This is a genomic window from Sphingomonas cavernae, assembly GCF_003590775.1.
Taxonomy (GTDB): Bacteria; Pseudomonadota; Alphaproteobacteria; order Sphingomonadales; family Sphingomonadaceae; genus Sphingobium_A; species Sphingobium_A cavernae.
Genome location: NZ_QYUM01000004.1, coordinates 1 through 15,816, shown reverse-complemented (window position 1 = coordinate 15,816; position 15,816 = coordinate 1). Strand labels below are relative to the sequence as shown.

Annotated in this window: 4 protein-coding genes and 1 pseudogene; all 5 read right to left on the bottom strand. The window is 66.3% G+C overall.

What is annotated here, in order from left to right; genetic code table 11:
• Positions 1 to 100: 100 nt before the first annotated feature.
• Entirely contained in the window at positions 101 to 502 is a 402-nt protein-coding gene (locus tag D3876_RS15300) for a DUF2726 domain-containing protein (RefSeq protein WP_147417669.1), read from the bottom strand.
• The gene (locus D3876_RS15295) at positions 499 to 948 is read right to left on the bottom strand and encodes an SMI1/KNR4 family protein (protein ID WP_119763947.1); all 450 of its coding nucleotides are present in this window, start codon (positions 946 to 948) and stop codon (positions 499 to 501) included. The genes D3876_RS15300 and D3876_RS15295 overlap by 4 nt, the downstream gene beginning before the upstream one ends.
• Entirely contained in the window at positions 948 to 11,360 is a 10,413-nt protein-coding gene (locus tag D3876_RS15290; protein WP_182912034.1) for a two-partner secretion domain-containing protein, read from the bottom strand. The genes D3876_RS15295 and D3876_RS15290 overlap by 1 nt, the downstream gene beginning before the upstream one ends.
• A gap of 350 nt (positions 11,361 to 11,710) precedes the next feature.
• Complete coding sequence (locus D3876_RS15285; protein ID WP_119759473.1) at positions 11,711 to 12,763, bottom strand: DUF746 domain-containing protein; 1,053 nt, start codon at positions 12,761 to 12,763, stop codon at positions 11,711 to 11,713.
• A 565-nt stretch (positions 12,764 to 13,328) separates the two neighbouring features.
• A pseudogene (gene traA / locus D3876_RS15280) lies at positions 13,329 to 15,816 on the bottom strand (Ti-type conjugative transfer relaxase TraA); the annotation flags it as partial.

The following is a 15,816-nucleotide window of genomic DNA, read 5'->3' as shown; positions in this document are numbered from 1 at the left end:
GAGCCGGGATGAAGCTAAAAGCCTGTCCTTCTGGCCGGCGCCATGTCTACTCAGGCTTGCCGGGACAGGCGCGGACGCGGGTTCGACGACAGACTGCCGTTTACTTCTCCGCAGTCGGGCAAATCCAGCGGCCCTGCTTGCTCACTCCTTGCGAGTTCGGCACATAGGGGTGGTCAAGGGTGGTGTTGATCGCGCGGATGATCTGCAGCTTTGCGGTCCCTTCAGGGACTTCTACAAGCGGGATGTTTGCCTTTTCGAGCGCCAGCCGTTTCACCGCCATCCGCCCTTCCGCCTTGGGATCCAGATTGTGGCCCGAGCCATGATATTCGATAGCAAGGCGCGGCCAGCCTTGGTCGTCGATCAGCAGGAAATCGACGCGCTTGCTGTTGACCGCACTGAAAGCGGCATCGCTGAGGTGTCCGTCGACGTTGTCAGCGGTCTTGAGAAAGGCCCCCATCGCCACTTCAAAGGCGACGCGCCAGGTCGGGGCGCAATACCTCAAACAACGACCTTCCCTTCGGAAAGGTCAACGAAAAATTGAAACAACGCAGTAGTAGTCAAGACTTTGTCTACGCCTGGGCCAACGGCGCAAATTCTAGTTTTGGGAGAGACTGATGTGTCGAGATAAAAATAAACTCCGCCGCCGTCGTCGCAAATTGGAACAAAGTCTACACGATCAGAACCAGCTTGCCCCCATTTGCGCAGTTGCTTAGTTACAGAAACGACATTCTGCCAAAGGGGCGGGTCATTGATCTCCGCGCGTGGAAGTCCATAGACTTCGACACCTCCCGCTAGTACGGCACCGTAATTTTCTAAAAGATCACGATATTCTGAAGGGAACTGGACATCTAGTTCTGCTTCGGCCTGTGCAATAACCCCGTCATCAACAGGACCAGAAACTGCTCCTGAACGACATAGCCGTTCAAAATATTCACGCGCGGTTGACATTACTGCTCTCCTAAGGGGGCTATATGTCCAGCGTTCACGAAATCTTGATACCGCTGTTGCCAGTATGACTGCGAATAGCCAGACTGGCGTACAGGTCCACCTAGCCCTGGAATATGCAACGGTCCACCGGTCGATGAATTGTACCGGTTTTGCGACCGCGTCACCTCGATCATTTGGCCCGTCTCCCGTCCGACATGGTGCAGCTGAACAGGCTCCCATGCGCCGTTCGCGCCTCGAACAAATGGCGCTTGCCCATTTTTCATACGAGTGATGTTTTGCGGACTTAATTCTATGTCCGAACGCTGAATGACCAGTTCACCGCGATGCCGCGTAGCCCCAGTCCAAGTCGCGCTATTGCCGAACGTTACCTCGGCGTTGGCAAGGAATTGAGATTCGTTGATGTCGCGCGGCTGCACACGGCCAAAGCGGACCGCTCCTGTATTTGGCGTATCGAGCTTTGCCAGCTTGCCCTTGCCGAGCCCGGGAACATCGACGCCGAGGATGGTTGTGGCAGCCTCGAACACCGCGCCGATCTCTGTGATCTGCGCCTTGCCGTTCGCGACGTCCTGCTTGTGCATGGCGCTGTCCTGGCGCACGGCCTGCTCATCCTCGACCGAGAGCGTGTCGATCACGTGAACGCCTGCCTCATCGATCAGCGCGCTCATTTCCCTGGCGAGTTCGGGATTAGCTTCGAGCGTCTTCTGCAACCCGTATTCAATCGTCCAGCCCGCAACTGCCTTGACGGGCCCCCCGAACACGACATCGAGCGACTTCTCGACCGCCTCGCGCGTGTCGGGATCGATCGACCCGATCCAGCGCCCTGCCTCGCCAGTGGCTTTCAGGATCTGATCGCCGGTGGACAGCGTTCCCGCGTCGACCAGCAATTCTCCATTCGGCCCGATCGCTCCTTGCCCTGAGCCCGGTATCCCGTCTTTTGACAGTGCTGCAACATCGTCCATGCCGGTGCGTTCAATTCCGGCGAGTGCACCACCAACATAGCCCGCGATCTGCTTCAAATAGGCTTGTTCGTCGGGCGTGGCGGGGCGCCCCATTTCCTTTTCGAACGTCTTGAGCCCCGCGTCATAACGCTGCTCCGCCAACTCACGCGCGCGCAGCTTCACGTCGGTTGCCGAATATGCCGGCTTCCCCCCGATCAGCTGCCCGAGCCCGCTGATCAGCGTCTCGATTGCTCCACTCTGGCTGGCGCCGTCTCCCAGCGAGCGGATCTCGGCGGCGACGCCCCTCACCGCCTTGAGTGGATCCTTGATTAGCTGATCGGCCGTTGAGACGATCACGCTGTCCTTCCTGGCGGACAGCAGCGCACCCACTTCGCTGACAGCGGCCTCGCTCGCATAGACGGTGAAGCCGCTCTGACTGTCCCTGGTCACCACCTGCGACTGCGCGATGTCCCGGTTTATGGTGTCGAGCGAGGTGCTGCTGGCAGGATTGCCGATCGTGACCTCGCCCTGGCCGATCGTGCCGCGGGTCTCCTGTTTGAAAATGGAGCTGGCATAGCTGCCATCGATCACGGGTGTGTTCGCGCCCTTCCATCCACCCTTGAAGGGATCATTGACGCTCGCCGACACGCCGATCGATGCATCGCGCGAGGTGGCTCGATCAGCGATGTTACCGACGTCAAGTCTGCCTGTCTCAAGACTCAGCTGCCCGCTGTCCCTGCCGGCCTCGTCGATCGCAGCGATCAAGCTACCCTTGAGCGTGGTCGTGCCAGCGACATCAATATCGGCCGAGCCTTCGCGTGCGATCAGCGCCGACTGTTCGGCGACCACCGCCGAATTGCCCTTCCCGTCGCCCAGCGAGAGACCGGCGTTGGCGCCGAACGCCGATTGGCCGGGTTTGGGCGAGAAACTGATGCCGGCGCTGATGCCCAAGCTCGAATTGTTGCGCGAAGCCACATCCTGCACGCTCTCGATGGTGAAGTTGCCGCCGACATCGGCGATGACATCGCGGCCCTCGGCAACCGCGCCCTTGAGCGTGGTATCGCCATCGGAGCGGATGGCGAGCGTCTTGCCCGCACTCACCTGCGTGTTGATCTGGCTAGACTCGCTCGATTGGCTCCGACCCTGGCTTGCCGAGAAGCCTGCCGAAGCCGAGGCAGTGGGCGTTCCAGCCAGGCTGACGCCGATCGTCACACCGAGAGATGCGCCCGAACTCTGGCTCTTCGAGCTGCTCTCGAAGCTGTTCTGAGCGGATTGCAGCACGATCTCGTTCGCATCGAGCAGCATGTCGTCGGTCGCGGTGATATCCGAGCCGGTGACCGTCAGGGTCCCCGCGGACGCGCCCGACCCCGCGGGCGCTCCAGCGGCGGACCCGTTGGCAACAACGTTCACCTCGCGCGCCGCGACCGTCGAGCCCGAGACAAGCTCTGCATGGCTCTCACTCGTCGATTTGCTCTTCGAGAAGCCGAGATTGGCAGAGATGCCCGCGGCGTTGGTGACCGCGCCCAGCACGCTGTCGACCGTGCGCAGCGTCTCGGAGACCGCGGTCACGCCGGTCTGCGCCGCACCGCCCGCGGCGCCATCGCCAATCCGCCCGGGCAGCCCCGTCACGCTCTTCACCGCACCCGAGACATTCTCATAGAGCTTGACCGACAGTCCGAACGAGGAGGACTGGCTCAGGGACGTGGTATCCACGGTATCGGTGGCATGCTCGATCGTGACCGATTGCGCGTCGATGGTGACGCCGCCCTCGGGCGCGACCACGTCGCTGCCGGTCACCCGCACCGTCCCCCGGGGCGCCGCGAGCGTGACGTCGCCGGTGGCCGAGCCGATCAGCGAGCCGACATGGGTTGTGCTGTCGACGGTCTCGTCCTGGCGGCTCCTGGCGACCCCCGCGAACAGTCCGCCGCCGCTAATGCTGACCCCCGACTGCTTGACCTTCACGCTCGAGGCCTGGTGATCATGCTCGGCGAGCGCGCCGATCGTGACATCGCCCTGGTCGCTCGCGACCCGCACATCGCTCGTGCCCACCACATTGCCGCTGAGCACGCGCACGCCGTCGCGGCCGTGCAGATCGACGGTGTCTCCCGACAGGGTGGATGCGACCACCGCCTCGTCGCTTGCCTCGTAATGCGTCGTGGTCTTCTTCGAGGAGAGCAGTCCCGAAGTCTTCCTGAGCGTGTCGACGGTGACGCTCGCGCGGTCGGTCACGCCCTCGAGCGCGATGCTGCCCGCGTCGACGTTGAGCGCGCCCCGGGCATCGATCTCGGCGCCCTTGACCGAGAATGCCCCCGGCGTTGTAAAGCTGGCATCGCCGCCGACGGTGATGGTGGACAGGCGGTTGGTTGTGCTCGACGCGCTCTCGCTGAAGCGCGTCTTGCCGTCGCGCCCTTCGCGTGTGCTGCTCACGCTGTCGATGGCGGAGGTTATGCTGATGCCGTCCTCACCCCGGGCGGCCAGATTGCCGCCGACAGTGATATCGGTGCCGGTGACGGCAAGCCTGCGGCCAGAGGACATCGACAAATCGCCGGTCGTCGTCACATGCCCCGCGATGCTGGTGACACTGGTCTCGGTCGCGCTGCCGTAATGCCTGCGGTCGTCGCGCCAGGCGGTCGCGGTGCGTGTCGTCTGGGTCGCATTCTCGAGCCTCAGGTCGCGGTCTGCTGACAGCGTGAGATTGCCGCCGGTGATCGTGCCGCCGCGATTGATGAGATCGTTCGTCGCATGGACGCTGCCAACGCCGCCCAGCTCGAGGCGCCCGGCATTGAAGATGTCGCCGCCGGTGATGTCGCTTGCTTGCGTAGCGCGGATGAGCCCTGAATTGACGAGCGCGTCGGGCGCGCGCAGCGCGACATTGGTGCCAGTGATCACCGCGCCGCCGCTGGTCAGGTCGCGCGTTCCGACGCTCGCCAGATAGAGCCTGGGCGCCAGCACCTTTTGTGGACCCGATGGCGTCTGGACGGTCACCTCGACCAGCAGCACGATGTCGCTGGTCAAGGTCGCCATCTGCTCCGCGCTCAGGCCGATACCGGGCGCGAGGTTGAACCTCCTGGCGTAGAGCACGCCATTGTCCATCAGCGCGCGGTACTGCTCTTCATTATTGGCATAGCCTGCGAGCCGCCCGATGCCGGCCTGGGCGACGAGTTGGTCGGTGATGAGCTTCTGCTCGTAGAGCGCGTCGCCCAGCCGCTTCTGCGTGCGCCTGGGATCATAGCCGAGCGCGTTGAGGAAATAGTCGCTCGACAGGAAGCTGCCATAATTGGTGAAGCGGGGATCGGTCTCGACCAGATAATGCGCCGACGGATCGGCGAAACGGAACAGACCCGACAGATCGAGGAACAGCACGGGTGCGCCGCCGATGATCTCGGCCTTGAGCCCGGCGAGCGTGCCCGGGCCCGTGACGACGCCTGCCAGCGCGAACTGGCCGCCGGTGACGGTGAGCGCGGCGCCCGAAAGATCGACGCCCGCGACCCCGGTCACCGTATCGGTCGCCAGACCGCCCGAGACGGCGCCTGCATCTCCACCCGCAACCGCTTGCGCGCCGGCGCCTGTCCCGACCGCGCCCGTCGCCGCGCCCGAGACGCTGCGCGCATAGCCATTGGCATCGCCGCCGCTGCCCGTCACGACATTGGCGATGGTGGGGGCGGTGATCGCGACCGTGCCGCCCGCCGAGACCACGCCCGGGGCGACCACGATGGTCTCGGTGGTGGTGACGGGGCCGTCTTCGAACGAGCTCGTGTCGCACGCCCCGGCACCGCAGGACTTGACCTCGCCCTTGATCGTGGTCACCGAGGTGCGCGTACCCGTGAGTGCCTCGTTGATGAAGCCACCGGCCGCGCCGCTCGCCTGCGTGCTCGCAATCGAACCGCCGTTGAACACGAAATTGCCGCCCGCGGCGATCGTCGAGTAGCGGTTGGCAAGGCTGTTGCCGACAGCCACGATATCGCCGCCTGCAATGATCCGCGCCTCGCCGCTATCCTCGATGAGCGCGGTCTCGGTGATGTCGGCGACGCCACGCACGCCCATCAAGGTCGAGCCCGGCGCGACATCGATCTTGCTCCTGTCGACGGGCACGCGCACGTCTTCCTGGGTGACCGTGCCGAATGCAAAGCGGGTGCGCTCGTTGACGATGGTGTCGGCGGCGAGACTGATCGAACCCTGTGCTTCGATCGTCGAAGAGCCGTTGGTGAGCGAGGCGGCGCGCGCGCCGGTGGCGCCGCCGATGCTGATATGCCCAAGGCTGTAGAGGAGCGCGCGGTCGAGATTGGCGATCGTGCCATCGGATCTGAGATCGAGCAGGTCGCCGCGCGCCGCGATCACCGCCTGCGCGCCGCTGTTGAGGATGCCGCTCCTGCCCGTGACCGAGACCGTGTCGCCGAAGATCGCCGCGCGGTTCTCGATACGATCGGCGGCGAGCGTCACCTCGCCGCCGTTGATCAGCCCGAGATTGACGATGGCATTGCCCGCGGCGAGATCGACGACACCGCCTTCGATCGCGCCGGTGGCGGCGTTGGTGAGATCGCCGCCCGCGCTGATGCTGACCCCGAGCCCGCCCTCGAGCCGGCCCTGATTGAGGGCGTTTCCGCCGATGTCGAGGCTGAGCGTGCCCGCAGCCGACAGGCTCTCGCCTTCGCCAAGGCTCCAGTCTCCGCCAAGCGCAAAACCGAGATCGCCGCCCGAGACCAGCTTGCCCAGCCGCGCGGTGCCGACATCGAGGTGCAGGCTGGTTCCCGCCGCGATCGTGCCGGCATCTGCTCCAGCACCGTTGTCGAGGTCGGTGGCGACGATCGACAGCGCATGGGCAGCACCAAGGCTGCCGCGATTGGTCAGCGTCTCGCCAAGCGTGAGCCTGCCGTCGCGCGCGGCCCAGAGCGTGCCTGAGGCGGCGTTGGTGAGGGTTTGCGCGTCGATGGTCAGGTCGCTGCCGGACGCGATCGTGCCGCTGTTGGCGATGCCGAAGGCGGTGAGCGCAACCGTGCCCGCAGCCCCCAGCTCGCCTTGATTGGCGAGCGTCTCGGTCACGAGTGCAAGTCCATCGACGCCCGCTGCGATCTTGCCGTTATTGGCGATCGTCTGGCCGGCCTCGATCGAAAGCGCGTCGCCTTCGATCGCGCCGTTATTGTCGATGCGCACCGCGGCCAGCAGATCGAGCGTGCGGCCCGAGAGGCTGCCGCCATTGGAGATCTGGCCGGCGTCGATGCTCAGCGCGTCGGCAAACAGCGCGCCCTGATTGTCGAGGATCTGCGTGGCGAGGGTGAAGGCGCCCGAAGACGCGATCGTCCCGCCTGCCGCATTGGTCAGCCCGTTCGTCGCGCGGAGGTCAAGCCCGGAACCAGCGGGCGCACTGGCGCCCGCGCGCGACACTATCGTGCCCGCGCCATTGTCGAGAATGCCCGAGACGGTGACGTCAAGGCCCGCGAGACTGTCGATCGTCCCTGCATCATTGAACAGCCTGGCGGCGGTGATCGCGAGAGCGCCATTGGACAGCAGCGCGCCGCTGCGATTGTCGAAATCCTCGACCAGGCCGAGCCTGCCACCGCCCAGCGTCTCGATGCGACCCCCCGCATTGACCAGGGACCCCGCCGCAAGATCGAGCGCGCCATTGCTCGCAAGCACGCCGGCGCTGTTGTCGAGAGTACCCGCAGGCACACCCATACCCATGGGTGCACCTGCGGGCACTTCAGCAAGGTTGAGAGCAAACACCCCAGTGCCAGCCGAGCCGATTGTCCCCCGTGCATTGACGAGGCTGGCCGCGGCGATGGTGAGGCTGTCAGCGCGGATGTCGCCGCCGCTATTGTCGATCGTGCCGGTGAAGGCGAATGTCGCTGTGCCCGGGGTTTGGATGCGGCCGCCTGTATTGATCAGCGAACCGCCCCCAAGATCGAGGCTCGCGCCCTGGAGCACGCCCCCCGACAGATCGATCGCCTGCGCCTTGAGGCTGATCGCGCCGGGGGACGCGATCAGCCCGCCGCTTCCGGTACGGAGCGAACCGGAAGCAGCATTCAGGGACATCGAGGATGCATCGAGGACGCCGCCCGCCAGCACGATATCGCCCGCGGTCGCGTTCGCGGCCAGATGTCCGCCCGCGGTCAGCCGACCGCCGGGCGCGAGGCTGATAGAGGCGGCGGACAGGGTTGCGGTGCCGGAAGAGCCCAATACGTCCACCGCCTCTATCGCCCCTTGCGCGGTGAGGCTGAGGCTGATCCCCTCATGCGCCACCGCCAAAAGACTGCCGCCCATAAGGCTCGCGACATCGAGCGTCATGTCGCCCGCGCTTTCGATCCGGCCCGAAGCGTTCGAGACGGCGCCGGCGCGCAATGTCAGCGCGTCGCCGCTCGCCAGAAGGCCGGTGTCGTTGCTCAGGGCATTTGCGATGGCGACGTGCGCGGCGCCCGCCGCGGTGATTTCGCCACCGGCATTGACAAGCCGCTCGGCGGCCAGCGCCAGCGATCCGTTGGTGCCGATGACGCCAGCGCTGTTGTCGAGGAGCCCCGCGGCCGCGATATCGAGGCGCCCGGTCCCGCCGTGGAGGATCGCGCCGCCCAGATTGAGGATCTCGGCGGCATGGAGCGTGAAACTGGCGCCCGCGGCGTAGATCTCGCCCCCCGAATAATCGACGCTGCCGCTGCTGGTCAGCACAAAATCCTGGCTGCCCGTCTGCCTCAACCTGGCGCGCTTGAGCGACAATGTGCCGGCATCCAGCGCAAAGGCGTCGGCCTGGAGCAGCCCGCCGTCGAGCACGAAGCGGTCGGCGGCGATCGCAGCAAGGGCATCGGTCTGGAGGCTTGCTTCGGTCGCATCGATCGTGCCCGTCGCCGCCAGCGACAGGTTGCCCGACGAAGCCGCCAGCGTGTCGGGACCCGCCAGGCGGAGGTCGCCTGCGGTCGCTACAATCTCGAGCGTGCCGAGCGCGGTGGTCGTCGCATTGGACAGATCGACGCTCGCGCCCGTGATCTTGACCGCGCCATTGCCGCCAATGATGCCACCAGCGAGAGACAACACGCCCGCACCCACGGGCGCGCTGCTGCTCGCTCCATCGAGCGATGCGTCAGCGGCGAGCGTCAGCGTGTCGCCAGCCGTCGCCAGGATCGATCCGCGATTGACGACGCTCGCAGCGCGCAGGTCGAGCGCTGCGCCCGCCTCGATCGACCCGGCATTGGTGAGTTGCGCCGCCGTCAGCGACAGCCCGTTGCCGCTCGCGATGAGGCCCGTGCTGGACACCGAGCCCGACACCGCAAAACGCGCGTCGCCCGCCGCGCTGATGTCACCGGCATTGGCAAGCCCGCTTACGCTGACAGCGAGCGCGCCATTGCCCGCGAGCGTGGCGCCTTCGGTGTTGGCGAGGCTGTCCGCGTCGACCGTCAGCGCGCCGCTGCCGGCATGCGCGATGGTGCCCGCGTTGCTCAGCGTCGATGCCGACAGGTCGAACGCGGCGTTGTTGACGACGATCTCGCCGCGATTGTCGATCGTTCGCGTTACCGCGAGCGCTGATGCGCCATCGGCGCCAAACGCGGCCAGCAGTCCGTCATTGACGAGCTCGCCCGTCGCCACCGCGAACGTGGCGCCCTTGATGCTGCCCGCAGCGCCGATGACCAGCGTGTCCGCATCGAGCGCGAGTGCCCCCGCGGTCTCGACGACACCGCCCTCCACCGAGACCGATGCGCCGCTCAAACTTAGTCCCGAACTGCCCGCGATCCGCGCGCCGCCTGCAACGCTCAGCGTATCCACCGCAGCGACGCCGAGCGGTCCGGCCGCGGTCAATTGGCCATCGGCGCCGCTCAGCAGCAAGGATCCCGCGCGCAGGCCGAGCGCTCCGTTGGATCCTATAACCGTATCGGCGGCGCTGACCGCGCCGCTTGTGTCGATCTCAAAGCCATCAGAACCAAGGGCGAGGATCGCGCCGCCGATGCTTGCCACTCCGGCAGCCGCGATCCTCGCCGCACCGTGCGACTGGATCACGCTGTCCCGAAGGCTGATCCAGTCACCCGACAGGTCGAGCGTCGCGCGCGCATCGACCGTGCCTCCAATGTTCTCAAAACGCCCGAAACGCAGCCCCACATTGCCACCCGACAGGATTCCGCGGTTGACGAGCGTCGCAGCGTCCGCCTCGAGCGCGCCTGCCGCGACCACCCGGCCCGCCGCGGCGATATCGAGCGCATCGACCGCAGCCAGACGTACATCGCTGCCCTGGACCAGCCCGGCAAGCGCGATCTCGCGACCCGAGATCCCGACCGCGCCGGTGGCGAGCGCCTGGCCCGACAGCATCATGCTGTCGGTCGCGCGGATCGCCAGATTGCCCGTGCGCGTCAGCGTGCCGTCGCGCGCGAGCCCGGCCGCAAGCGCGCCAGCATGGTCGATCGTGCCCGCGCTCACCGCAAGATTGCTCCCGCTCGCGATGATGCCGTCGCCGGTGAGAGCACCGCGCACTGCAAGCCCCAGCGGTCCGTCGGCATAGGCGGCCCCCGTGACCTCGGCCTCTTGCGCCTTGATGTCGATCGTGCCCCCGCTCGTGATCCGGCCCGACAGCGTCAGCTTGCCGTTCACATCGAGGCTGAAGCCGCGCTCGAGCGACGCCAGATCGCCCGCGACATTGACCCCGAGCCCCGCCTCGGTGCCGATCAACTGGATCGCACCCGCGTACATGCCGCCGAGCGCCGCCACATCGAGCGCGAAGCACGGCGCTGGCTGGGCTGGCGTTCCAGGCGCGGTCACGATGATGCTACCATCCGCCGTCGCCAGCTCGGCGGCGCCCGCGGCGACATGGATCGCATCCGCCCAGACGCCCGCATTGACCGCAATCGCGCGCGCGAACAGGTCGAGCCGCGCGCCCGAGGCATCAAGGCCCTGGCCGCCAATGTCGATCGCGCCGTCCGCGATGCTGAAGCCGCCCAGGCCGCCCGCGCTGTCCATTTTGGGACGCCCCGCCGCCAGGGTGACGGCAGGCGCATTGACAAAGCCGCATCCAGAGCACGAGATCCCGTATGGATTGGCGATCACCAGTTGCGCTGGCGCACCCGCAATCTCGATAGTGCCGGCAAGGCTGGACGGATTGGCGCCGACAACCTCGTTCAGGATCAGCGTGGCGGGGCCGGTGGCCTTGAGGCTCTTGTTGCCGTCGATCCAGCCACCCAGCCGGGTCTGTGTGATCTTGTCGCTATTGTTGAGGATGAGGTTGCGATCGTCGACGTTGAAGTCCGTATAGCGATTGTGGCTCACCCCCCTGGCCGAGGGCGTCGCGATCCTCACGATCGGCGTGCCATTGCCCGCGACATCCATCCGCGGCGCATTGGGACCAGCCTCGGGTACAATGCGCACAGCGGCCCCGTGGGGCGGGGCCGATTGAGCGGATTGCTGTGCACTGACGGGCACCGCAACGAGCGCCAGCGCCAAAGCGCTGCGGCTTACCGGCGACAGGGCGAGCGTCGCTCCACGCCGTGCCTCAGCCGCCCGATCCACTCTGCCTGCAAGCACACGCCACCTCGATCCGCCCATCGGTGCGACCGGGATGGCCGAATGCCACCAAACCGCCGCAATGCGCCAAAAGTCGCTATCACAGGGTGCGGCGAACCCAGCGTAAACAATGGTAATTTCGAGCTGCACGCGCTTGCGCCGGCAGTCGTCGACCACCAGAAAGACCCGCAGTCCTCTCCGAAACCGGAGTGCTTTTCAACGCAATACAGGGGAACGGGGCCGCCGTCCCAGACGGACCCGGTCTTCTTGTGTTGCTTCAATTGTATCGAGGTGCGCCCGTCCGCTCAGCTCTTGCCATGGGGTGGGGGGCGGCCGCTTGGCGACCCAATGCGCCATCATGACAGCGTCGGAACCGGGCCGGACCATGCATCGGGCGGTGGCTGCTTCAGTATTTTGACGACCATCGCGTAGCTGATCCCATGCGCCGCGGCCATGGCGGCATAGGTCTCACCCGCCCGGCGTCGGGCGTGGACGTCGGCGAGCACCGCATCGGGAACATGTTGCGCTTGCCGCCCCGGCGGACGACGCGGCGCCACCGCCTCGCCGCGCGCAGCCGCACGGTGATGGCGTACCACCGCGCTCACCGTCGCCTCGCTCACCCCCAGCGCGCGCGCGATCTCACGATAGCTCTCGCCGGTGTTGGCGCGCGCCACCATCTCACCTTCGAGTGGGCCGATGCGTTTACGGCGCGGGCGCGCCTCGGCCGCGCGACGCTTGCCGCGACCGTACAGCCTGGCCGGATAGCTCCGCACCGCGTCCGCGTCTTCGGGTATCAGCACGAACGCCTGACAGCCCGTGCAACGCAACTGGCGCCGGTCATGATCATCGGCTCTGCGCCTGCGTCCAAAGCCATGATGGACCAGCGTGCCCACCTCCCCGCAGGCCGGACAGCCAAGCGCGTCAAGCGGTGGTGCGATGCCAAGGCGGACCCTGGCCTCCCACTGCCCCGAAGGGTCGAGTTCAAGCAGCCACGCCCTGAAGCGCATGGTCCAGCGTCTGACAAGCTGGATATCCGCACCCAGCTCATCGGCGGCCTGGGCATAGGGCTTTTGCTGCGACAGCAGCCCGATAAAACCGGCGAGCAGATCCTTGCGCGCGAGCCCGGCCAACGGCGTGCCCGTGCCGCGCTTGAAATATCTACGGCACGCAGAGCAGCGAAAGCCCGGCATTCCGTCAGCCATGACGCGCGCCCGATGGATGACGCGCGTACGCGCATGGCCGCAATGCGGGCAGGCCGGCGGCGTCTCGTCATCCGACAATATCGCCTCGACCAAAGGCAGAAGGAAGCCAGTCAGGCCCAGGTCCTCGGTGTCAGGAATCGGCCGCCCGCAGCGCACGCGCGGGATCATCGGATCGAAGGTGCGGCGGGGGGACAATGGATCTGTCATCGCGTCATCATGGTGCGTGGTGATCGGCGCGATGCATAGTCGTGATCAGGAGCACATCGAGATCAAAATCAATAGGCCCATTTTTCTGTCGCGATGCTCCAAGGGGCCGGTCCGCGGGCGCACCTCAACCTATTCCGGCTTGTGGCGCGACCCCAGGAGCCGGACGAGGTTGCACTAGCACGGTCCGGGCGAACTCGATGTAAACAATAGCCAACCAGGCATGTAGGCGCCTGGCGAGACACGGTCAGGCCCAGGCAGGTCCGGTATTCCACCTGAGCACTGTCATCATACAGGATAACGCGCTGTCCTTTCAGCTGGCCCCGTTCTTTGGGGGCGCCAGGCATTTTGATATCCGAGATAGCGCAAAGGTGGCTGCGATGCTGCGCATCGAGCCCGCAAATTTGAGACACACCCTACGCACGCGTGCATGTCCGTTATCCGCCACTTTCCGAGGGTGCGATCCGCGTGCGCATCTGCCGTCGCGTTCAAAAATGACGCAATTGCGCGACGCCTCAAGGCTGCGCTGCGCTGTCGCGGGACAGCGTCACCCTGACATCGCGGCTCCTCACATTCCGATGCCCGGCCCCCGGCTCCTGCCCCACCCGATCATATCGGCAAGGCTTTGGCCGAGGCTGCGCTCAGGGATGTTGGAGAGCCCGAGCTGGTGTCGGCGCCCGCGCAGCAGCGATTCGAGTTGCGGATCGCGCTCGAGGCTTTTGGCCATTTCCGCCATGGTCTGGGTGACCCTGCTCGCGGCGCGCTCCTCATAACGCCCAAGCAGCCGCTGGCGCTTCTGGTCGAGCACCTGCCAGCGATTGATGAACATATCGGCGCGCAGCCTGGGATCGGTGCGCAGCTCGGCTTCGAGCTGCATCGCGCGGATCGCCCTTTGGGTTTGTCCCCCCGCAGCGTCGCGGATCAGCCCCCGGTCCGCGGCAAAGGCCGCCTCCAGGTCGTGCGCACCGTGGGGAGCGAGCCTGTCGATCTCAGCGCGGCTCGCCTGAAGCTCAGCGCGCTGCTCGGGCGATGCCGGATCGCCGACGCTCTGTGCGAACAGGATCGCCGAGACGATCCGGCCATGCCGCGCGACCGTGCGGTGGGGGTCGGGCCCTGGCGCGAGCGCACCGCGCTTCGGCTGCGGCGCGGGCGCGCGCTGTCGTGCCCGAAGATTGTCCACCATCTGACGCGCCCTATGAGGCGCCGTGCGGACAAGTTCAGCGATCCGCGCGGCGATGCCACGGCGTTCGGCAAAGGCGCGCACAGGATCGGTGCGATCATAGTCGCCCGCCATGTCCTTGGAGCGCTCGCGCGACAGCGTGCGCAAGAGCGCTCGCTCATCGGTAAAATCGTCACGGCCATAGTGAAGTTCAACGCCGTCGCGGTGCCGCGACAGTGCGACATAGCTCGCATGGCGATCGAGCCCAGGGGTGGCGAGCACATGCACCCGGTCCACCGTCAACCCTTGAGCCTTGTGGATGGTCGCGGCATAGCCATGGTCGAGATCGGCATAATCCTTGATGTCGAAGGCGACACTGCGCCCATCGTCGAGCAGCACGCTCATCCGCAGCGCATCGACGCGCGCGATCCGGCCGAGCGACCCGTTTTTGACCCCCAGGCTGCGTTCGTTCCTCAGGAACATGATCCGGTCGCCGCGCGCGAACGAACGCTCGCCGCGTGCCGTCTCGATTTCGACCTCATCGCGCAGCTGACGTGCCGCGCGCAGCCGCGCGCGCGCCGCCTCGTTGAGCAGGCGCACCTCGTCATTGGTGTGGGTGAGGATGATCCGGCTCGCCTGCGGCCGGGCGCTGCGCTCCCTGTCCCAGCACTCGATCAGCCTGGCGCGCGCTGTCTCGCGCGTGGCTGCGGCATGAACGGCCCCGTGCTCGCGATAGGCATCAAGGGCTTCGCCGACACGCCCGGTCGCCAATGCACGCGTCGCGTCGCGCTGCCAGCCCTGGTGCTGGCGGCGAATCTCGGTGATCTCGACCCCGCCTTGGGCGGAATGGATCGCGCGAAACGCCGCCCCCGCCTCGATCGCCTGGAGCTGCTGCGGGTCGCCCACCAGCACCAGTTTCGCGCCGCGCTTTTCGACCTCACTGATCACCCGTTCCATCTGGCGTGCGCCGATCATTCCCGCCTCGTCGATCACGAGCACGTCGCGCGGAGTGAGCAGATCGCGATCCTGCCGCCATTGATGTTCCAGGCTCGCGATCGTGCGCGCGGGGATAGCCGAGCCGCTTTCGAGATTCTCGGCGGCGATCCCCGACAATGCTGCCCCGCGGACGCGGTAGCCCGCGAACTCCCATGCTTCGCGCGCGACGCCCAGCATCGTCGACTTGCCGGTGCCCGCATAGCCGATCACCAGCGACAGATCGGCGCCTTCTGTGATATGGATGAGGGCGCGACGCTGCTCGGCACCGAGCGACACGCCGCGCGTCCCGGCTGACGCTTCGCCCCTTTCGACGTCCGATGCCGGGACGCGATGGCGCATGCGTGCGGCGAGGGTCTGCGCGGCCTGCTCGAGGCTGTGTTCGGTTGCGATCATCGCGCGCGAGTGAACCGGTCCTCGCCGCGGCCGTCCTTGCCCAGGGCGACGAGATCGGGCGGCGCCGCGCACCGCGTGCATGCACTGGTCGAACTGGTCCTTGCCGTCGCTATGTCGGTGGATGAACACCGCAGGTCGCGTTTGGTGAAGGTCGCTTGTGTGTGCGTGATCGCATCGAGCGCGATGCCCGGATCGGCGATGATACGCATCCCGTTGCGGCGCGCGATCGCGCAATGCTCTTCGAGCCGCTCGCTTGTCCGCCCTTGCGCGACCATGCGCAAGGCCGCCGGCCCGATCTTGTGCTGGGGCTCAAGGTCGATCCCCTGGGCTTCGAGCGAGCGATGATCTACCGCCGCATCGATATCGAGTTCGGCTAGGCGACGATTGACATGGCTCGCCCAGGGCTTCGCGCCAGTGCTGCAGCAGCTCTGCCCGGTTCCAGTCGCGCACCTTGGCGCCGAAGCCGTTCTCGTCTACCGAACGCATGGTCAGCATCACATGCGCGTGC